The sequence below is a fragment of the Promicromonospora sp. NPDC052451 genome, assembly GCF_044547525.1.
Classification (GTDB): Bacteria; Actinomycetota; Actinomycetes; order Actinomycetales; family Cellulomonadaceae; genus Promicromonospora.
Genome location: NZ_JBIUAP010000009.1, coordinates 178,687 through 199,357, shown reverse-complemented (window position 1 = coordinate 199,357; position 20,671 = coordinate 178,687). Strand labels below are relative to the sequence as shown.

Genomic DNA, 20,671 nt, shown 5'->3' with positions numbered 1-20,671 from the left:
CCGGCCTCAGGCCGGTGCCGGGGACTCGCCCTCGTCCGAGCTCGTGCGGTCCTTGTCCGACGGCGGCAGCTCGCAGAACTTCTCCACGACCAGGCCGACGACGGCGAGCGCCACCGAGCACAGCACCGCGACACCCGCCGCCACAGCACGGTCGCGCCGCGGCTCGATCGCGAGGTCGCCGAGCACCAGCAGCACCTGGGCCAGGTACCACCCGCCCAGCAGCGCACCGGTCAGCGCGGCGGCCTTGGCCAGGACGAGCGTCCGGGCGGCGCGGATCCCGTCGAGGGTCGGCCGCTTGCCCTTCTGGTAGGCCCGCACGCCCCAGCCCGCCCAGAAGATCGCGCCGGCGAGCGCGAGGATCGCGACGTCGACCAGCCACGGCACGACCGGCAGGTACACGCCGCGTCCCTCCAGGGAGCGCAGCACGAGCCAGCCGACGACCGCCACGGCCACGAGAACCGCGACCAGGGAACCGATCGGCGTTCTGCGCATGTCAGGCGTCGCGCCCCCGCTCGTCCCGGACCGGCGCCCACGAGGGCACGGAGTCGATCGGACCGTCCACCGGTGCCGAACGCTGCTCGCCCACGAAACCCGGCACGCGGATCACCGTGTGGTCGCTGTCGTAGGCGGCAGGGTGACCGTTCGAGTGCCCGTTCGAGTGCCCGTTCGGCGCGTGCCCCTCCTGGCCGGTGCCCGACACCCCGTTCGGCGGCGTCCCGACGGGGGCGAACACCGGGGCGGCCGGCTCCTGCGGGGCGGCGCCACCCGTCGGGGGGAACACGCTCCCCGACTGGCGCGACGGGTTGACCGGCGCGAACACCGGCTTGGCGGGCGCGGCCGGCTGGGGCAGCGGCTCGTGCTCCGGGGGCTCGTGGGCGGTGTCCCGCACCGCGCGGGGCGCGATGGGCGACGGAGCCGGCACGAGCGCCTCCTCGGGCGGCGGGACGGCGGAACCCGGCATCCCGTTCTGTGCTGCGCCACGCGGAGCGGCAGGTGCCGCCTGCTGCGGCGGGATCGGTACGGAGCCGCCCGGTCCCGGCGTCGGGCCGCTCGGGTAGGCCTGCGGGTGCCCCCCGCCGCCCGGGACCTCCACCACGGGACCGCCCGGCGAGGCCTGCGGGCGACCGCTGGGCGGGAGCGACGGCGGCAGGGCCGGGGGCATCTCGGCGGCAGGTGCGTCCTGACCCGGCTGGGCACCGTCGTCGGGAGTACCCGGGGCACCACCGGCCTGCTCGGGAGCCGCGTCGGTCAGCCAGTCCAGCGCGAGCCAGCGGATGCCGGTACGGTCCGGGGCCGTCGCCGCGAGCTGGGCCACCGGGCCACCGCCCAGGCCGGGCAGGACGGCGTCCGGCGCGATCTGCGACCACGGCTCCAGGACGAACGCGCGCTCGTGGGCGCGGGGGTGCGGCACCTCGATGTCGTCGGCCGAGTCGGTCAGGGTGCCGTAGGTGATCAGGTCGACGTCGAGCGTGCGCGCGCCCCAGCGCTCGTCGCGGGTGCGGCCGTGCAGGTTCTCGATCTCCAGGCACGCGTGCAGCAGCGCGCGGGCCGGGAGCGTGGTGCGGGCCAGCAGCACGGCGTTGAGGTAGTCGGGCTGGTCCTCGGGACCGCCGACGGCGGCCGTGCGGGCCAGCGGCGACACGTCCGTGATCTGCAGGCCCGGCATGCGGTCCAGCTCCGCGACCGCCGACCGCATGGTCGCCTGCGGGTCGCCCAGGTTGGCCCCGATGGCGATGACGACGTCCACGTACCCGGCCGGCACCTCGTCGAACCGGTCGCGCGGCTCGTTCAGGTACTCCTCGGCCTGGTACTGCTCCGCCCGGTACTCCCCGGAGGAGTACTGCTGCTCCTGCCCGTACGGCTGCTCCGGCTGCCCGACGGCGGCGTCCGGCACGGCCCCCGCCACCCGGGTCCGCTCCATGTCGGCCTGGTCGTACTGCTGGTCGAAGAGCTGGTCGTAGTGGTTCTGCTGCGGGTCGGGCTGCTGCTGCGGCGGCTCGTAGCCGGCCTGCTCGAACTGCTGGGGCTGCTGGTCGAAGGACTGGCCCGGCTGGTCGAAGGGCTGGCTCTGCTGGTCGAAGGGCTGGCCCGGCTGGTCGAAGGGCTGCGCCTGGTCGAAAGGCTGCGCCTGGTCGAAAGGCTGCGCCTGGTCGAACTGCTGAGCCGGCTCGAACTGCTGGGCCGGCTGCTCGAACGGTTCGAACGGCTGGGTCTGCTGCACCGGTTGGTCGCGCTGCGCGTCCGGCTGGGCGAACTGGTCGTACGGCTGCTGCTCGAACCCGCCCGGCCGGTCCTGACCCTGGCGTCGCTCGAGGCTCGGCCGCTGCTCCAGCCCCTGCCGCTGGTCCAGGTCCTGGAGCGGCTCGTACTGCTGGACCGGCTCGAACACGGACTCGGACCGGAGCTGCTCCTCCGGCTGGAACACGGGCTCCTTGGCGGGCTGCTCGGACGGCTCGGGCTCGGTCTGCAGGTCCCATCCGGCGGGGATCACCTGGAGCGGCTCGGGCGCGATGAGCTCGGGCACGGGCAACGGCTCCGGCACCTCCGCGTGCTGCGTGGGCGCCGGCGCGGCGGCCGGGACGCGCTCCACCAGGGGCTCCGCCTCGAACGCCTCGGCCCGGTGCGCGGGCTCGGTGGGCTCGGGAAGGTACGACTCGGTCCGCACCGGCTCCTGCGGGAGCAGCTCCGGCTCCTCGGCCGCCTGGCCCAGGGGCTCGAAGTCCTGCGGCTCGGGATCGGCCGCGTACGACTCGTAGGCCGTCGGCTCGGCGGCCGGCTCCGGCTGGAAGTCCTGCACGCCCGCCACGGGCTCCACCGCGCCCGCCGTCGCGGGGGCGGCGACCACGGGCCGCACCTGCGCGCGGTCCCGGCGGATGGCCACCTCGACGTCGGCGAACGGCACCGGGATCGGCGCGTGCGGCTTGTGCACGCACACGTCGACCGCCTCGACCTGCGGGCGGGTCAGCACCGCGGCGGCGATGCGCTCGGCGACCGTCTCGACGAGGTCGGCGGGCTCTCCGGTCAGGATGTCGTGGACGTCACGCGCCACGTCGGCATAGCTCACCGTCCGTGCGAGGTCGTCACCGGCCGCGGCCTGGCGGGTGTCCAGGTACAGCACGACGTCAGCCCGGAACTCCTGCCCGGTCTGGCGCTCCGACGGCAGCACACCGTGGTAGCCCCGCGCGCTCACGCCGGTCAGCCGGACCTGGTCCAGCGACCGGCCGTCCGGGCCTGTGACGCCCGTTCCGAACGCTGTGGTCACCGTGGTCCCCCTCCATCGTCATTGCGTGCACCGGAATCCTGCCAGGTCGGCATGTCCTGTTCCCCGGCCGTCCACGATTCTGTGGTCAAGGCCACGGTGGAAGTCAATGCCTCCGGTGCCGATCGGGGAGAAGTACCCGGTGACCCTACCCGGGGCTCCTGCCCCGCGGCGGTCCACGCGGCGGCGACCCGGACGGCGTCGGCGCTCGCCCGGACGGTGTGCACGCGCACGCACCAGGCGCCCGCCGCGGCCGACAGCGCCGAGATCGCGGCGGTCGCGTCGTCCCGGGCGCGCGGCGGGGCGGGGTGCCCCGCGGAGTCCGCCAGCAGGTGGCCCAGGAACCTCTTGCGGGACGCGCCCACGAGCACCGGCCGGCCGAGCTCGTGCAGCGCGTCGAGATGGGCCAGGAGGGGCCAGTTCAGCGCCCCGGCCTTGGCGAAGCCGAGACCCGGGTCGAGGATCACCTGCTCGGGGCGCACCCCGTCGTCGTGCAGCGCGGCCAGCCGGGCCGCGAGCTCGTCCCGGACGTCGGCCACCACGTCGTCGTACTCCTGGTGGTCGTCCATGACGTCCGCGTGCCCGCGCCAGTGCATCGCCACGTACGCCGCGCCGGTCTCGGCGACCGCCCGGCCCATCGCGGGGTCCGCGAGGCCCCCCGAGACGTCGTTCACGATGCGCGCGCCCGCGGCCACGGCCCGCTCGGCCACGGCCGCACGCGTGGTGTCCACGCTGACGATCGCGCCCTGCGCCGCGAGCCGCTCGATCACGGGCAGCACCCGGGCCAGCTCCTGGTCCTGCGGGACGCGCGCGGAGCCCGGGCGCGTGGACTCCCCGCCCACGTCCAGCACGTCCGCACCCTCGCCGAGCAGCTCCAGCCCGTGCGCGACGGCGGCCGACGGCTCGAACCACTCCCCGCCGTCGGAGAAGGAGTCGGGGGTCACGTTGACCACGCCCATCACCAGCGTGCGCCCCACCCCGGACAGCTCCGGCAGGCCGAGCACCCGGGCGTCCCGGGCCCGATGGCCGGTGGTGGGGGCCACCGTCACTTCCCCGCGATGAGGCTCATCGCCTCGGCGCGGGTGGCGGCGTCGCGCATGACGCCGCGCACCGCGGACGTGATGGTCCGCGATCCGGGCTTGCGGACGCCCCGCATGGACATGCACAGGTGCTCGCACTCGACCACGACGAGCACGCCGCGCGGTTCGAGGATCTCCACGAGGGAGTCCGCGATCTGGGTGGTCATGCGCTCCTGCACCTGCGGGCGGCGCGCGTAGACCTCGACGAGCCGGGCCAGCTTGCTCAGGCCCGTGATGCGCCCGTCGACGTTGGGGATGTAGCCCACGTGCGCGACGCCGTGGAACGGCACCAGGTGGTGCTCACAGGTGGAGTACACCTCGATGTTCTTGACCAGCACCATCTCCTCGTGCCCGAGGTCGAAGGTGGTGGTCAGCACGTCGCCGGCTTCCTGGCGCAAGCCGGCGAAGATCTCCTGGTACGCCCGGGCCACGCGGGCCGGCGTCTCGCGCAGGCCCTCGCGGTCCGGGTCCTCGCCGACCGCGAGGAGGAACTCCCGCACGGCCGCCTCGGCCCGTGCGGCGTCGTACGGCGGGATGTCCGCCGGACGCCGCACGGGCGCCGTCACGGGGGTGACTGACCTGTCGGTCATGGTGCTGCTCCGGTCGTCGTTCGTGCTCAGTTCGGCGAGTCCGTGGGCGCCGCGTCCGTCGGGGGCGCCACGTCCAGCACCGCCTCGTCCTGCGGCACCACGGAGTGGCCGTTCTGGGCGGCCAGCTCCTTGGGCGTCAGCACCGGACCACGCGTGTGCACGGTGCGCTGCTCGCTGGACAGCCAGACGTCGCGCGCAGGGCGCTTCTGGACGGGCCGGAAGACCTCCTCCAGCTCCTTCTGGTTCAGCGTCTCCTTGTCGAGCAGCCGCAGCACCAGGTCGTCGAGCACGTCGCGGTGCTGGGTCAGCACCTCCCACGCCTCGTCGTGCGCGGCCTCGACGAACTTGCGCACCTCCTCGTCGATGGTGCCGGCCACCGACTCGGAGTAGTCCCGCTCGTGGCCGTAGTCGCGGCCGAGGAACGGCTCACCGCCGCTCGTGCCGAGCTTGATGGCGCCGATCTTCTCGCTCATGCCGTACTCGGTGACCATCTTGCGGGCGATGGCGGAGGCCTTCTCGATGTCGTTCGACGCGCCCGTGGTGGGGTCGTGGAACACGATCTCCTCGGCCACCCGGCCGCCCATCGCATAGGCGAGCTGGTCGAGCAGCTCGTTGCGCGTGGTCGAGTACTTGTCCTCGAGCGGCATGACCATGGTGTAGCCCAGGGCCCGGCCGCGCGGCAGGATCGTCACCTTGGTCACGGGGTCCGTGTAGCGCATCGCGGCCGCCACCAGGGCGTGGCCGCCCTCGTGGTACGCGGTGATCTTCTGCTCCTTGACGTTCATAACGCGGGTGCGCTTCTGCGGCCCGGCCACGACGCGGTCGATCGCCTCGTCCAGCGCGCGGTCGTCGATGAGCTGCGCGCCGCTGCGGGCGGTGAGCAGCGCGGCCTCGTTGAGCACGTTCGCCAGGTCGGCACCCGTGAAGCCCGGGGTGCGCCGGGCGACGGCCGCGAGGTCCACCTCCGGGACCATCGGCTTGCCCTGCGCGTGCACATGGAGGATGGCCTCGCGACCCTTGAGGTCCGGGGCCTCCACGGCGACCTGGCGGTCGAAGCGGCCCGGCCGCAGCAGCGCCGGGTCGAGGATGTCGGGACGGTTGGTCGCGGCGATGAGGATGACGTTCGTCTTGACGTCGAAGCCGTCCATCTCGACGAGCATCTGGTTCAGGGTCTGCTCGCGCTCGTCGTGCCCGCCGCCCATGCCGGCACCGCGGTGGCGGCCGACGGCGTCGATCTCGTCCACGAAGATGATCGCCGGGGAGTTCTGCTTGGCCTGCTCGAACAGGTCACGCACACGGCTGGCGCCCACGCCGACGAACATCTCGACGAAGTCCGAGCCGGAGATCGAGTAGAACGGCACGCCGGCCTCGCCCGCGACGGCGCGCGCGATCAGCGTCTTACCGGTACCGGGCGGACCGTACAGCAGCACGCCCTTGGGGATCTTGGCGCCGACGGCCTGGAACTTCGCCGGCTCCTGCAGGAACTCCTTGATCTCCTGCAGCTCCTCCACGGCCTCGTCCACGCCGGCGACGTCGGCGAACGTCACCTGCGGGGTGTCCTTGCTGGCGAGCTTGGCCTTGGACTTGCCGAAGCCCATGACCCGGTTGCCGCCGCCCTGGGCCCGCGAGAGCAGGAACCAGAACACGACGCCGATCAGGAGGAACGGGATCAGCACCGACAGCATGGAGGACCAGAAGCTGGGCTGCGGCACCTCCGAGTTGAACCCGTCGGCCGGGTCGGCCTTCACGATCGCGTCCTCGAGGCGGTCGCCCTGGGGCTGCGTGTAGAAGAACTCGACCGTCTTGCCGTGGTCGACCTCCTCGGCGTCCTCGCCCTCACCCTCGGTCGACTTGTACGCCTTGGTGAGCTCGAGCTCGACCCGCTGCTCGCCGTCGACCATGAGCGCGTGCTTGACCGTGCCGCCCTCGAGCAGCTCGATGCCCTGCGACGTCTCGATGCGGGAGACGCTGGGCTGATTCAGTGCCGAGATGGCCAGGGTCACCACGACCAGGGCGACCAGGATCCAGATGACCGGCCCACTCAGAAGCTTCTTGATGTTCATCGGCGACGGGGACCAGGCCCCGTTTCCCTCCGCTCGCGCAGTATGTTTCCGTCGAAACTACATGGTCTCCCTGGGAGGAGCCCCGAGTGTTCGCCCAGAGCATGTGATGCCTGGGCCACACCTCGCCCAGACGTGACGAACCGCCCGGGACGGGCACTCGCGGGGTCGTCAGGTGCTGGTATCTCAGCCCCCGTAGACGTGCGGTGCCAGGGTGGCAACGAACGGCAGGTTCCGATAGTTCTCGGCGTAGTCGAGGCCGTACCCCACGACGAACTCGTTGGGGATGTCGTACCCGAGGTACTTGACCTCGACGTCGGCCTGCGCGGCGTCGGGCTTGCGCAGCATCGAGGCGATCTCGACCGACTCCGGACCGCGCGAGCGCAGGTTCGACACGAGCCAGGACAGCGTGAGCCCCGAGTCGATGATGTCCTCGACGATGAGCACGTTGCGGCCCGTCAGGTCGGCGTCGAGGTCCTTGAGGATGCGGACCACGCCCGACGACTTGGTGCCCGACCCGTACGACGACACCGCCATCCAGTCCATCTGGACCGGGTGGTGCAGGCGCCGGGACAGGTCGGCCATGACCATGACCGCACCCTTGAGGACACCGACCAGGAGCAGGTCCTTGCCCGCGTAGTCCGCGTCGATCTGGGCTGCCATCTCGTCCAGCTTCTTGGTGAGCTGCTCCTCGGTGAGCAGCACCTCTGCGAGGTCGGTGCCGACGTCGGACTGGTCCACGGGTCACTCCTGGGTTGTGCTGGGGGGCCGGACGCCGGTCCTGCCGTCCGGTACGTCGGTCGGCGCGGCGCGCAGGAAAAGCCTGCCACACGCGCGACGGGCCCGTGCGCCACCCGGCAGGTGGACCGGCCCCTGACCGGCCCACGCCACGACGAGCGCGTCCAGGGCGTCCACGTGCCGCGCGGAGGTGTCCGACGGCGGGCAGCCGACGGCGAGCGCGGCAAGCCGCAGCGCACGACGGCGCAGCGCGGGGTGGGCGTCGTGGAGCAGGGTGGCGTCGAGGGTCAGGTCCTTGGTGTGGGCGGGTTCCGGGGTGTCGCGGGCGCGTGCCGAGGTATTGCGGGTGGGTGTGCCGTAGGTGGGTGTGCCGTGGCCGGGCGTCACGGTGTCGAGGGCAGGTTCCGGGGCAGCGTGGGCAGGTTCTGCGGTGCCGTGGGCGGGTTCCGGAGCGTCGACACCAGCCCGCTCCAGGAGGTCGGCGGCGAGCGCGTCCAGCAGGTCGGCGTCGTCGCGGAGCTGGTCCGCGGTGCGCGCGAGAGCCTCTGCCACACCGGGGCCCAAGGTCTCCTCCAGCACGGGAAGCACCCGCCCGCGCACCTGCGACCGCAGCGGCACGAACGCCCGGTCCGCACTGCCCGGTCGGTCCCTTGCTGGCAATTGCGTGCGGCTTCGGTCCCTTGCCTCGAGATCGGTCGCCCGATGGACCGATCTCGAGGCAACCGACCGATCTGACCGTGGAGAATCAGCAAGGGACCGATCGGGGCGCGAAGCATCGCCGGCCCCCGGCGGGAAGTCAGCAGCGTCACCGGTTCCCGGCGAGAAATCAGCAGCGTCACCGGCTCCCGGCGAGGAACCAGCAACCTCACCGGCTCCCGGCGAGGAACCAGCAACCTCACCGGCTCCCGGCGAGGAACCAGCAACCTCACCGCCCCCCGACGGGAAGTCAGCAGCGTCGCCGGCCCCCGGCGGGAAATCAGCAGGGGGCAGCAGGTTCGTCGGGTCCGTCCAGAAGTCCAGCCCGTGCGCGGCGCACACCGCCTCGGTCTGCACCCGCCGCAGACCGAGGAACGGCCGACGGAAGATGCCGCGCTCGCGGGGCATGCCGGCCAGCGACCGGGCTCCGGCGCCCCGGGCGAGGCCCAGCAGCACCTGTTCCGCCTGGTCGTCGAGGGTGTGCCCGAGCAGCACGATCCGCGCCCCCACCTCCCCGGCGACTCCCTCGATGGCGCCGTACCGAGCTTCCCGGGCCTCCCCCTCGGGTCCGTCCGAGCCGAACGTAGACACCGTCGCCCCATGAGCCGCCATGGAGCGAGCTTCCCCACGTTCGACACCAGCCCGGTCCACACGAGCCCCGTCCGCACCCGCCCCGTCCACACCAGCCCCGTCCACACCAGCCCCGTCCGCACCCGCCCCTTCCACACCAGCCCGGTCGGCGGCCGCCGGGGCAGACCCAGCCGGCGGCGGGCCGGGCCGCCAGGCCGCGGGGCGGATCAGCACCGGGGACAGGCCCAGGGCGCGGCACTGCGCGGCCGCGCGCTCGGCAATCTGCGCGGAGCCCGGCTGGAGACCGTGGTCCACGATCACCGCGCCCGCCCGCACGGCGTACCCCCGCGAGCGCACGGAGCGGCCGACCCGCCGGGCCTCGTACGCCGTGACCGCCGCGAGCGCCAGACTGTCGGCCCCGCCGGAGCACGCCACCAGCACGAGCTCGTCCGGGCCGAGCTCCGCCAGCACCGCCCGGACAGCGTTCCGGGCCGCGGCGACGGCCGGGTCGACGCGGGCCACGTCAGCGCCTCCCGCCGTCGGGCACGACCCGGCGGACCGGCGCCCGGCCGGCCGCCGCCACCCGGCGGACCGGCGCCCGGCCCGCCGCCGCCACCCGGCAGTCCGGCGCACGGCCCGCCGCCGCCACCCGGCGGACCGGCGCCCGGCCCGCCGCCGCCACCCGGCAGTCCGGCGCCCGGCCCGCCGCCGCCACCCGGCAGTCCGGCGCACGGCCCGCCGCCACCCGGCAGTCCGGCACGGCGCCCCGAACCCTCATCAGCGCCCCCTCGTCACCCGTGCACCCGCCGCACCCATGCCCGGGCGTCGGCGATCTCGCGGGCGCTCGGCAGGTTCTCCGGGGCGGCCCACACGGCGTTCAGCCCGTCGCGCCCCACGGCCCGTTCCACGGAACGCACGAACGCCGCCCCGTCGCGGTACTGGGCGAGCTTGGCGTCCATGCCGAGCAGCTTCTGGATCACCACGTCGAAGGTGTTGCGCCCCTCGCCGTCGCGCCGGCGCTCGAACCGTGCGCGGATGCGCCGCACCGACGGCACCACGCGCGGCCCGACGGCGTCCATCATCACGTCGGCGTGCCCCTCCAGGAGGGCCATGACGGCGGTGATGTCGGCGAGCTCGGCCTTCTGGTCGTGGGTGAGCATGCCGTCCATGAGGGTGCCGCCGTCGCCTCGCAGGGCGTCCAGGACGGACCGGCCGATCGCCACGACCTTCTTGTCGAACCGGGCCTTGGCCAGCTCCGCGGACGTGCGCGCCATCCCGGCCACCAGGTGCCGCGTGCGGCCGCTGAGGTGCTCGGCGAGCCAGGGCGCCGCGGCGAACTGCAGGGCGTGCGTCTGCTCGTGGAGGCACACCCAGAGCCGGAAGTCCCGGACGGGGACGTGCAGTGCGCGCTCGGCCTGGAGCACGTTGGGCGCGACGAGCAGGAGCCGGCCGGGACCGGAGTACGGGTCGAACTGGCCCAGGACCCGGCCGCTGAGCAGCGCGAGGACCGCCCCGATCTCCGCGGCGCCGGCGAGCTGGGCCCCGGCGGAGGTGGCGCCCTTCGAGATCTCGGCGACGACGGCGCCCAGCCCGTCGGTCATGACGGCCATGGACTGCGTGTTGGCGCGTGCCCACGTGGCGCGGTCCACGACGGCGACCGGGCCCAGCGCCTCGCCCGCTCCTGCAGCCGGTTGCATGCGCGTGGTCTCCAGCACGTGCCCGACGGCGTTCCCCGCTGCCGAGCGCAATCCGCTCACCAGGGCGGCGAGCTCCTCCCGGGGAGCCCGGGGACCGGGCGGCGAGAGGCGCCCGGCGATCTGTGCTGCCGCCGTCCAGTCGACGACCTGCGGGGCGGTGGAGGCCTGGGTCACCGGACCACGGTAACGGTCACGGCCCGGGCCGCGTCAGCCGCCCTGGGCCGGGAGCGCGCTGTAGCTCGCGAGCTGACCCACGAAGTCGTCGTAGATCCAGGTGGCGCCCACGGTCTTGTCGGCCGGGATGGCGTCGGCCAGGATCGAGAAGACCAGGAGCCGGTCGTCGGCCGTGACCACCGTGCCCGCGAGCGCCCGGACCTTGGGCAGGCTCCCCGTCTTGGCGCGGGCCAGGCCGCGGGCGGGGTTGTCGCCGGAGAACCGGCCGTGGCTGGTGTCGAGCGTGCCCGACAGGCCCGCGACGGGCATGCCCACCGCCTCGCTGCGCAGGGTCGGGTGGGCCGGGTCGACCATGACCTCCAGCAGGTCCACGAGCTGTTCGGAGCTCAGGTAAGAGCCGTCACCGAGCCCCGAGCAGTCGCGCAGCCGCGCGCCCGTCATGTCGACGCCGAGCCCCTTCGCGGCGGTGATCACGGCCTGCGTCGCGCCGTCGTTCGAGCCGGGCAGCCCGGCGTCCACGGCGACGAGGCGCCCGAGCACCTCGGTGATCGTGTTGTCCGAGTACTGCATGGCGAACCCGACGACGTCGCCCAGCGGCGCCGAGCTGACCTGGCCGAGCACCTGCGCGTCGGCAGGCGCGGTCTCGTCGACCACGGCACCCGCGGTCGTGAGGCCCTCGTCCTCCAGCGCCGCGGCGAAGGCCTCGGCGGCGTACTTGCCGGGGTCGGACGCGCGGGGCCCGTTGTCGCTGTACCCGTCGGACAGCAGGCCCACGTTGACACCCAGGGAGGAGACGGGGGCGATGTACCCGGCCGCGATGTCGGGGCTGGCCACGGTCGGCGCGATGTCGTCGCCGGTGAAGAGCGTGTCGTCCAGCGCGACGCGCACCTGGGTGGTGCCGGTGACCTTGACCCGGGCGGCGACCTGCTGGGCGAGGTCGGCGAGCCCGGCGCGGCCGTTGACGGCGTCCGGGTCGCCGTGGCCCGCCGCGAGCATCATGTCCCCCGCACCCACGAGCACGACGGTGTTGTCGCCGACGAGCACCGCCTTGGTGTCCAGCGTGGAGTCCGCGGGGAACGCCGACAGCGCGGCGACGCCGGTGAACAGCTTCTGCGTGGAGGCAGGGGTCATCAGCTTGTCGGGGCTGGAGGAGCCCAGCACCTCGCCCGACGCCCCGTCGGCCACCACGACGCCGACGCGCGAACCCAGCCGCTTGTCCTTGGCCAGGCCCGAGACCAGCCGCTGCATCTCCACGCTGTCGGGCACGGGGGCGTCGTCGGGCAGGCCGCTCAGGAGCGCGGCGGGGGCGGGACCCTCGACCGCTCCGGGAGCCGTCGGGAAGGGGTTGGGCTCGGGCCACGGCTCGGCCGTGGTGAGCATGCCGGGGACCATGTCGTAGGCGTCGGCGACGAGGTACCCGCCGAACAGCGCGACGACCGCGGCGACGGCAGCGCCGGAGCGCAACCCCCACTCCATGGGCATCCTCTCGATCGTCACGTAAGAGCCATCTGCAACTCTAGTCGCGGCAAACCGGGTGACCGGTACGGCGAGGTCGATCCGCGGGAAATTTCACCCGCTCGCGCGCGTGGCTCACGCGCGCGACGCGCACGCTGCGAATTATGCCCAACACGGAGAGTGGTCCTGACCACAGGTCACGGTCGGGACACAGGACCCGTGGCACACTGGACGGGCGCAAGGCCGCCGCCGCGGTAAGTCACTTCGGCGACCATCTTCGAGAACTGGAGCACATCGGCGTGGAGTTCGACGTCACGATCGAGATCCCCAAGGGTCAGCGGAACAAGTACGAGGTGGATCACGAGACCGGACGCATCCGCCTCGACCGCATGCTCTTCACCTCGACGCGCTACCCCGACGACTACGGCTTCATCGAGGGCACCCTCGGCGAGGACGGCGACCCGCTGGACGCACTGGTCCTGCTGGAGGAGCCGACCTTCCCCGGCTGCCTGATCAAGTGCCGCGCGCTGGGCATGTTCCGCATGCGGGACGAGGCCGGCGGCGACGACAAGGTGCTGTGCGTGCCGACGGGTGACCAGCGTGCCGCGTGGCGCCAGGACATCGACGACGTCTCGGACTTCCACCGCCTGGAGATCCAGCACTTCTTCGAGGTCTACAAGGACCTCGAGCCGGGCAAGTCGGTCGAGGGCGCCCACTGGGTGGGCCGCGCGGACGCCGAGGCCGAGATCGTGCGCTCGATCCAGCGCGCCAAGGACACGGGCTACTACGACAAGCACTGAGCCCGACGCGCCGAGACGGACCTGGGGCGAGACAGGACCGGGGCGAGACAGAGCTGGGGCGGAGCGACCGAGCGGGTCGCTCCGCCCCAGCTCTGTCTCGGCGGGGCCGGCGGGGCCGGCAGGCTCGGCGGGCCGGCAGGCTCGGCGGGGTCGGCGGGTTACGGGCGGCCCGCGTAGGGCATCGCGCCGGACAGGCGCAGCGGGTTCTCCGCGAGCGGGTAGCCGGGCAGCGTTGCCTCGATCATCATGCCGCCGCCCGAGTACATCGCGACGTGGTAGATCGACGACGGGTCTGCCGGGTTCGAACCGTAGAAGATGAGGTCACCCGGCCGGAGGGCGTCGTACCCGACCTTGCCGACCGCGAGGTACTGCGACCGCGACGTCCGCGTGATGTCCACGCCCTGGCTCGCCCACGACATCATGGTCAGGCCCGAGCAGTCGTAGGCGGTGGGCCCCGCCGCCCCGAGCAGGTAGGGCGCCCCGATCCGGGTCCGCGCCCAGGCCACCGCACCGTAGCCGCGGTCCGCGGACCCGGTGGACACCCCGGACGTGGGCGGGCCGACGAGGACCGGCGGCGCCGGCGGGGCGACCGATCCGCCCGACGAGCCCTCCGCCGAGGAGGCCGTGTCACCCGCCCCGGGGCCGTCCGGGCCCTCCGCACCGGAGGCCTCCTCGTCCCCCGACGATGCGGCAGCCTCTTCCTGGGCCGCCGCCTCCGCCGCCTCCGCGGCCTCCCTGGCCGCCTGCTGCCGTTCGAGCTCCGCCTTCGCGGCGGCCTCCCGGGCGGCAGCCTCGGCCGCGGCCCGCGCCTCCTCCCGCTGCCGCTCGATCTCCACGCTCGTGCGCCGCAGCTGCGCGAGCCGCTCGACGAGGGCCTGCCGCTGGACCTCGGCGGCCTGCGTCCGCGCGGCGAGGTCGGCGGCGGCCGTCTGCGCCGCGTCGAACGCCGACTCCGCCTGGGCCGCGGCGGCGTCCCGGTGGGCCTTGGCCGCCGTCCACCGCGCGTCGGCGGACTCCGAGGCCGCCCGCGCCTCCTGGTACTCGGCCAGCGACCCCCCGAGCTTGCGCTGCACCGCGCGCTCGGCGGCGCTGCGCCCCACCATGTCCGGCACCGACTCGGCCTCGAGGGCGACACCGAGCGACCCCAGGCCGTCGTCGCGGGCAGAGGCGCGATAGACCTCCGCCAGGCTCCCGCGGGCGGCCACCTCGCCGGCGTGCGCCTTCTCGGCCGCCGCGCGGGCCTCGGCCACCTCCCGCTGTGCCTCCTGGACGGCCTGCTGCGCCTCGGCATAGTCGGCCGCGGCCATCTGCACCCGCACCTGGGCCGCCTCGAGCTCGGTGCGGAGCGCGACGAGCGCCGCCTCGGCCTGCCGGACGTCGAGGGTCCCGGCCGCGACCGCGTCACGGGCGGCCTGCGCCTCCTGCTCGGAGGGTGCCGACGGCGGGTCCGCGGGCGGATCGGCCTTGGCCACCGGGCCCCAGGGGATCACCAGCCCGAGTGCGAGCACCGCCGCCGCGAGCGCACGGATCACCAGCACCGCGCCGTGGCCGCTCCCGTGTCGAACCTGTCCCATGATCCCCCTTCCGATCGGCGCGCTCCCGGCGTGTCGCCTTGCGCAGATCCTGTGAATCACTCCGATGTCATCGACCAATGTGACCCACGGCGCCGGTTCGCGCTACCGGAAGGCAAACGGTGCACCAAGGGCGCGCCAGCACCCGCGAGCCGGCAACTGTCTCATTTTCGAATCTCAAAATACAAGACACGGGTTTCGGCCCCGCTCGCGGCCGTCTACGGTCTCACCCATGACTCGTCGAATGTGTTGTTGACCCAGCGCACGTTCGCCTGCCCTCGGCCGCTCGGCCGGACATCCGCGTGCGCGCCAGCCCGCCGCGGACCCACCTCCTGATGCGCAGGCCCCCTGGGGGCACGCCGCGGCACGTCTCTGCCAGTCCGCCAGAAGCAGTCCGCCCGATGCACCGCCACCTCGTCCAGGAAGCAGGAGAGCCATGACGCAGCCCCAGTGGTCGTTCGAGACCCGCCAGATCCACGCCGGCCAGGAGCCGGACCCCACCACCGGCGCCCGCGCGCTGCCGATCTACCAGACGACGTCGTTCGTGTTCCCCGACGCGGGGGTCGCCGCCGACCGGTTCGCACTGAAGGACCTCGGTCCCATCTACACCCGCATCGGCAACCCGACGCAGCAGGTGGTCGAGGACCGGATCGCCAGCCTGGAGGGCGGCGTCGGCGCGCTCCTGGTGGCGTCGGGCCAGGCCGCCGAGTCGCTCGCGATCCTCAACCTCGCGCAGGCGGGCGACCACGTCGTCGCGTCCGCCAGCCTGTACGGCGGCACCTACAACCTGCTGCACCACACGCTGCCGAAGTTCGGCATCGAGACCACGTTCGTGGACGACCCGCACGACCTCGACGCCTGGCGCGCCGCCGTCCGCCCGAACACCAAGGCGTTCTTCGGCGAGACCATCCCGAACCCGCGCTCCGACGTGCTCGACATCGAGGGTGTCGCGGCCGCGGCCCACGAGGCGGGCGTGCCGCTGATCGTCGACAACACCGTGGCCACGCCGTACCTCATCCGCCCGTTCGAGCACGGCGCCGACATCGTGGTGCACTCCGCGACCAAGTACCTGGGCGGGCACGGCAGCGCCATCGGCGGCGTGATCGTCGACGGCGGCCGGTTCGACTTCGCGGCCGACCCGGAGCGGTTCCCCGGCTTCAACACGCCGGACCCGAGCTACAACGGCCTCGTCTTCGCGCGCGACCTCGGCGTCGACGGCGCACTGGGCGCCAACCTGGCGTTCGTGCTCAAGGCCCGCGTCCAGCTCCTGCGCGACCTCGGCGCGGCCATCTCCCCGTTCAACGCCTTCCTGCTGGCCCAGGGTCTGGAGACCCTGTCCCTGCGGGTGGAGCGGCACGTCGCCAACGCCCAGCACGTCGCGGGATGGCTGGAGGCCCGGGACGACGTCCGCGGCGTCCACTACGCGGGCCTGCCGAGCTCGCCCTGGTACGGCAACGCCCAGAAGTACGCGCCGAAGGGTGCGGGCGCCGTGCTCGCCTTCGAGCTCGACGGTGGTACCGAGGCGGGCCAGGCCTTCGTCTCGGCTCTGCAGCTGCACTCCAACGTGGCGAACATCGGCGATGTCCGCTCGCTCGTGATCCACCCCGCGTCCACCACGCACTCCCAGCTCACGCCGGAGGAGCAGGCCCTGTCGGGCGTGACGCCCGGCCTGGTCCGCCTCGCGGTGGGCCTGGAGAACGTGGAGGACATCCTGGCCGACCTGGAGCTCGGCTTCACCGCCGCGAAGAACCTCCTCGGCGAGGAGCGCTGATCGACCCGTCCACGCCCGGGGCGGGCACCGGAGAACCCTCCGGTGCCCGCCCCGGGCGTGTCCCGCGAGCACGACCGCGAGGCACCCACCCCGAGCTCACCACCCTGGGCTCACCATCCCGAGCCGCAGGAGGAGCCATGGCCATCACCACCCCGGAGGCCGCTCACGGTGCCCTGGACGCCGACGTCCACGATCCCGAGGTCCGCACGGCGCGCGTACCGTTCCCCGTGCCCGAGGGCACGTCCGGCGGTGACGTCACGGCACCGCGCCCGGCAGGACCGGTCGAGACCTCGCGCTCCCGGAGCAAGCCCCCGGTGCCGCCGAGCGGCGCGTGGCGCGAGGGCGACGACCCGGGCCGCCGGCAGTTCGCCGACGTCGGCACGTTCGAGCTCGAGGCCGGAGGGCGGCTGCCCGACGTCCGCGTGGCCTACGAGACGTGGGGCACCCTGAACGCCGACGGCTCGAACGCGGTGCTCGTGCTGCACGCCCTGACCGGCGACTCCCACGTCGTGGGCGACGCCGGTCCCGGTCACCCGACGGCCGGCTGGTGGTCGCAGATGGTCGGCCCGGGCCGGCCCATCGACACCGACCGGTACTTCGTGGTGGCACCCAACGCGCTGGGCGGCTGCCAGGGCACCACGGGGCCCTCGTCCACGGCGCACGACGGGCGCCCCTGGGGCGGCCGCTTCCCGTACGTGACCACCCGGGACCAGGTCGCCGTGGAGATCGCTCTGACCCGGGAGCTGGGCATCCGCTCCTGGGATCTCGTCATCGGCGCCTCGATGGGCGGGCTCCGCGTGCTGGAGTGGGCGCTGCTGGGGCCGGAGGCCGGCATCGAGGTGCGCAACCTCGCCGCCATCGCGACCACGGCGCAGACCGGCGGTGACCAGATCGCCTGGGCACACCCGCAGCTCGCCGCGATCCGCATGGACCCGCGCTTCCGCGGCGGCGACTACTACGACGCGGCCGACGACGACGGCCCCCACGCCGGCCTGGGCATCGCCCGGCAGATCGCGCACACGACGTACCGCACGGGCTACGAGCTGGACCAGCGCTTCGGCCGCCTGCCGCAGGGTGGCGAGGACCCGTTCTCGGGCGGCCGCTTCGCCGTCCAGTCGTACCTGGACCACCACGGCGACAAGCTGGCCCGCCGGTTCGACGCCAACTCCTACCTGGTGCTCACGGAGTCGATGCTGTCCCACGACCTGGGCCGGGACCGCGGCGGCGTCGAGGCCGCACTCAGCCAGGTCACCGCGCGGACGCTCGTGGTGGCCGTGGACAGCGACCGGCTGTTCCCCCCGCAGCAGTCCGCGCGGCTCGCCCAGTGGATCCCGGGCGCGGAACCGCTGCGGATCGTGACGAGCGACGTGGGCCACGACGGGTTCCTGGTGGAGGCCGACCAGATCGGCCCGATGGTCGGTGAGTTCCTCGGGTAACCATCCGGCGGCCCGGCGGCACCAGGCTTAGCGTGGACGCATGGCAAAGCTCAATCCGTACCTCAGCTTCCGGTCCGAGGCCAAGGATGCTCTGGCCTTCTACCAGTCCGTGCTCGGCGGCGAGCTGGACGTCAGCACCTTCGGTGGAACCCCGATGGAGGGGATGCCCACACCCGACGAGGACAAGGACCTCGTCATGCACGGCCAGCTCGACACCCCGGGCGGGCTCACCATCATGGCGGCGGACACGCCGTCGTTCATGGAGTACGTGGCGCCGTCCGCGGGCGTGACCGTCGCCCTGACGGGCGGCCCGGACGACCACGAGTACATCAAGGGCGCCTTCGAGAAGCTGTCCGACGGCGCGACGCCGGGCCAGCCGCTCGAGCTCGCGCCGTGGGGCGACTACTACGGGGCGCTCACGGACAGGTTCGGCATCTCCTGGATGTTCGACATCGCCACGGAGCAGTCCGCCGGGTGATCTTTCGTTACTGAACCTGACTCCAGTAACCTTCGTCGGGCCGGTCGGAGCCGACCGGCCCGACGAAGAGGAGCGTCCAGTGACACAGCGCCGTGCACTCTCCATCCTTACCTCGCTCGGCCTCGCGGTGTCCGCCGCGGCCACCGCCTCCGCACCCGCGCACGCCGACCCGCCCCCGCGCGAGGTGCTGTTCGTCGCCAACAACTGGGACGGCACGGCCTCCGTGCTGTCCTCCGGCGCGGACCTCACCCCGGTCGGCGAGATCGACGTGATCCCCGACCACGAGCAGCGGATGCGCGAGATCTACCAGGACCCGATCCGGCTGGCGGCGTTCCTGGTCATCCGGGAGACCGTCGGCGAGGGCCACGACCAGTTCGCCGACGACATGTACACCACTCCCGACGGCACGTCCCTGGTGGTGTCCCGGCCGAGCTTCGCCGACGTCGTCTCCATCAGCCTCGCCACGGGCGAGGTCGAGTGGCGGTTCCCGGTGTCGGGCCTGCGGGCCGACCACATGGCGGTGTCGCCCGACGGGACGCAGGTCGCCGTCTCGGCCTCGACCGGCAACCGGGTGCACGTGCTGGACATCGAGACCGGCGAGGAGGCCGGCTCGTTCCCCACGGGCGACAAGCCGCACGAGAACGTCTACACGGCCGACGGCCTGATCTGGAACATGTCGATCGGCGAGGTGAACAACGACCTGGACGACCCGGCGCTCGACTTCCTCAAGGGCGACCGCGTCATCACCGTCGCCGACGCCGAGACGTTCGAGGTGGTGCGCGAGATCGACATGCGCGACCGGCTCGACGACGCGGGGCTCGGCCACCTGTCCGACGCCGTCCGCCCCGCCACGTTCAGCCCCGACGAGTCGACGCTCTACTTCCAGGTCTCGTTCTTCGGCGGGTTCCTGGAGTACGACGTCGCCGCCGACCGCATCACGCGGGTCAAGACGCTGCCGCGCGTGTTCGACGGCCGCCGCGACGAGATGGTCAACGACTCGCGCCACCACGGCCTGACGATGCAGCCCACGGGTGAGCACCTGTGCGTCGCGGGAACCATGGACGACTACGCGACGGTCGTCGACCGCGCCACGCTCGCCGAGGGGCCTTTGATCGAGGTCGCGAAGCCGTACTGGTCCACCGTGACCGGCGACGGCGCGGCGTGCGTCGTCTCGGAGTCGGCGGCCGACCAGGTGACCTCCATCGACTTCGCGACGGGCCGGAAGATCACGTCCGTGCCCGTGGGCGACCACCCGCAGCGGGTGCGGCTCGGCACGGTGCCCGCCGGCTGGTCCGGCACCACCGGCGAGTAGGTTGAGAACATGCTCGCCGCCTTCGTGACCCGCTTCTCGCCCGACAGCCCTCTCGACGGCCTGGAGGTGGGCGACCGCCCCGAGCCGGCCGCCGTCGAGCACTGGACCACCGTGGACGTCCGGGCCGCGAGCCTGAACCACCACGACCTGTGGTCGCTGCGCGGCGTCGGCCTGCGCGAGGAACAGCTCCCGATGATCCTCGGCACCGACGCCGCCGGCGTGGCCCCGGACGGCTCCGAGGTGATCGTGCACGGTGTCATCGGGGCCGACGGCCACGGCGTCGGGCCGAAGGAACCGCGCTCGCTCCTGTCGGAGCGCTACCCCGGGACGCTCGCCGAGCGGGTGGCCGTGCCGACGGCGAACCTCGTGCCGAAGCCCGCCGAGCTGTCGTTCGAGGAGGCCGCGTGCCTGCCGACGGCATGGCTCACCGCGTACACGATGCTGTTCACGAAGGGCGGCCTCGCCCCGGGCGACCGCGTGCTGGTGCAGGGCGCGGGCGGCGGGCTCGCGACGGCGGCGATCACGCTCGGCGCGGCGGCCGGGCTGGAGGTGTGGGTGACCTCCCGCTCCGCGGAGAAGCGGGAGCGGGCCGTCGCCCTGGGCGCGGCGGGCGCCGTCGAGACCGGTGCGCGACTGCCCGCGCGCGTCGACGCCGTGCTGGAGTCGGTGGGTCAGGCGACGTGGGCGCACTCGGTCCGCTCGGTACGTCCGGGCGGCACGGTGCTGGTCTGCGGGGCCACGTCGGGCGACGCCGCCCCGGCCGAGCTGACCCGCGTCTTCTTCCAGGAGCTCCGGATCCAGGGGGTCACCATGGGCACCCGCGAGGACCTGGGCGCGCTCGCCCGGTTCTGCGCGCGCACGGGCGTGCGCCCCGTGATCGACGCCGAGGTGCCGCTCGCCAAGGCCGCGGAGGGCCTCGCCCGGCTGCACGAGGGGGAGCAGTTCGGCAAGGTCGTCGTCCGGCCCTGACCTTCCTCACTGACAG

17 protein-coding genes and 1 pseudogene are annotated in these 20,671 nt (G+C 73.4%); 6 read left to right on the top strand and 12 right to left on the bottom strand.

The features are described from left to right. Nucleotides 1-6: 6 nt before the first annotated feature. The 11 genes and pseudogenes from ACIG47_RS17510 to dacB all read right to left on the bottom strand — a co-directional run bounded on the left by ACIG47_RS17510 (nt 7) and on the right by dacB (nt 12,360). Complete coding sequence (locus tag ACIG47_RS17510) at nt 7-492, bottom strand: DUF3180 domain-containing protein (RefSeq protein ID WP_397432265.1); 486 nt, start codon at nt 490-492, stop codon at nt 7-9. A 1-nt stretch (nt 493) separates the two neighbouring features. Next, complete coding sequence (gene folK / locus ACIG47_RS17505) at nt 494-3,262, bottom strand: 2-amino-4-hydroxy-6-hydroxymethyldihydropteridine diphosphokinase (protein WP_397432263.1); 2,769 nt, start codon at nt 3,260-3,262, stop codon at nt 494-496. Continuing rightward, entirely contained in the window at nt 3,259-4,218 is a 960-nt protein-coding gene (gene folP / locus ACIG47_RS17500) for a dihydropteroate synthase (protein WP_397432314.1), read from the bottom strand. The genes folK and folP overlap by 4 nt, the downstream gene beginning before the upstream one ends. Nucleotides 4,219-4,304: 86 nt before the next feature. Then, nucleotides 4,305-4,928, bottom strand: coding sequence for a GTP cyclohydrolase I FolE (folE, locus tag ACIG47_RS17495; RefSeq protein WP_397413326.1), 624 nt, complete (start codon nt 4,926-4,928; stop codon nt 4,305-4,307). A gap of 26 nt (nt 4,929-4,954) precedes the next feature. Further along, nucleotides 4,955-6,991 carry an ATP-dependent zinc metalloprotease FtsH gene (ftsH, locus tag ACIG47_RS17490; protein WP_397413325.1) on the bottom strand — a complete coding sequence of 679 codons (2,037 nt, stop codon included), beginning with the start codon at nt 6,989-6,991 and terminating at the stop codon, nt 4,955-4,957. 183 nt (nt 6,992-7,174) lie between these two features. Continuing rightward, nucleotides 7,175-7,729: a hypoxanthine phosphoribosyltransferase gene (hpt, locus tag ACIG47_RS17485; protein WP_397413324.1), complete on the bottom strand. Its 555-nt coding sequence runs from the start codon at nt 7,727-7,729 to the stop codon at nt 7,175-7,177. A gap of 3 nt (nt 7,730-7,732) precedes the next feature. Continuing rightward, complete coding sequence (locus ACIG47_RS17480; protein WP_397432313.1) at nt 7,733-8,113, bottom strand: TilS substrate-binding domain-containing protein; 381 nt, start codon at nt 8,111-8,113, stop codon at nt 7,733-7,735. A 597-nt stretch (nt 8,114-8,710) separates the two neighbouring features. Next, nucleotides 8,711-9,514, bottom strand: a pseudogene (locus ACIG47_RS17475) (ATP-binding protein); the annotation flags it as partial. Between the two features lies 1 nt (nt 9,515). Then, nucleotides 9,516-9,770, bottom strand: coding sequence for a hypothetical protein (locus tag ACIG47_RS17470; protein ID WP_397432261.1), 255 nt, complete (start codon nt 9,768-9,770; stop codon nt 9,516-9,518). 13 nt (nt 9,771-9,783) lie between these two features. Further along, nucleotides 9,784-10,863 (bottom strand): zinc-dependent metalloprotease, encoded by a 1,080-nt coding sequence (locus ACIG47_RS17465; protein ID WP_397432260.1) that lies wholly within the window; start codon nt 10,861-10,863, stop codon nt 9,784-9,786. 33 nt (nt 10,864-10,896) lie between these two features. Next, on the bottom strand, nt 10,897-12,360 hold the full coding sequence (gene dacB, locus ACIG47_RS17460) for a D-alanyl-D-alanine carboxypeptidase/D-alanyl-D-alanine-endopeptidase (RefSeq protein WP_397413320.1): 1,464 nt from the start codon (nt 12,358-12,360) through the stop codon (nt 10,897-10,899). A gap of 257 nt (nt 12,361-12,617) precedes the next feature. Here dacB and ACIG47_RS17455 point away from each other — a divergent pair, with 257 nt between their 5' ends. After that, complete coding sequence (locus ACIG47_RS17455) at nt 12,618-13,118, top strand: inorganic diphosphatase (RefSeq protein WP_119141774.1); 501 nt, start codon at nt 12,618-12,620, stop codon at nt 13,116-13,118. Between the two features lie 158 nt (nt 13,119-13,276). Here the strand turns inward: ACIG47_RS17455 and ACIG47_RS17450 are convergent, their stop codons facing one another. Next, on the bottom strand, nt 13,277-14,692 hold the full coding sequence (locus ACIG47_RS17450) for a C40 family peptidase (RefSeq protein WP_397432259.1): 1,416 nt from the start codon (nt 14,690-14,692) through the stop codon (nt 13,277-13,279). A 433-nt stretch (nt 14,693-15,125) separates the two neighbouring features. Between ACIG47_RS17450 and ACIG47_RS17445 the strand changes: the two genes are divergently transcribed. From ACIG47_RS17445 to ACIG47_RS17425, 5 genes are all read left to right on the top strand, one after another. Next, the gene (locus ACIG47_RS17445; RefSeq protein WP_397432258.1) at nt 15,126-16,460 is read left to right on the top strand and encodes a bifunctional o-acetylhomoserine/o-acetylserine sulfhydrylase; all 1,335 of its coding nucleotides are present in this window, start codon (nt 15,126-15,128) and stop codon (nt 16,458-16,460) included. 137 nt (nt 16,461-16,597) lie between these two features. Continuing rightward, on the top strand, nt 16,598-17,896 hold the full coding sequence (locus ACIG47_RS17440) for a homoserine O-acetyltransferase (RefSeq protein ID WP_397413314.1): 1,299 nt from the start codon (nt 16,598-16,600) through the stop codon (nt 17,894-17,896). A 40-nt stretch (nt 17,897-17,936) separates the two neighbouring features. Continuing rightward, complete coding sequence (locus tag ACIG47_RS17435) at nt 17,937-18,374, top strand: VOC family protein (protein WP_397432257.1); 438 nt, start codon at nt 17,937-17,939, stop codon at nt 18,372-18,374. A 79-nt stretch (nt 18,375-18,453) separates the two neighbouring features. Continuing rightward, a complete protein-coding gene (locus ACIG47_RS17430) occupies nt 18,454-19,686 on the top strand; it encodes a YncE family protein (protein WP_397432256.1) in 1,233 nt (410 codons plus the stop codon). 9 nt (nt 19,687-19,695) lie between these two features. After that, nucleotides 19,696-20,655: a zinc-binding dehydrogenase gene (locus ACIG47_RS17425; RefSeq protein WP_397413310.1), complete on the top strand. Its 960-nt coding sequence runs from the start codon at nt 19,696-19,698 to the stop codon at nt 20,653-20,655. The last annotated feature ends 16 nt before the right edge of the window (nt 20,656-20,671 follow it).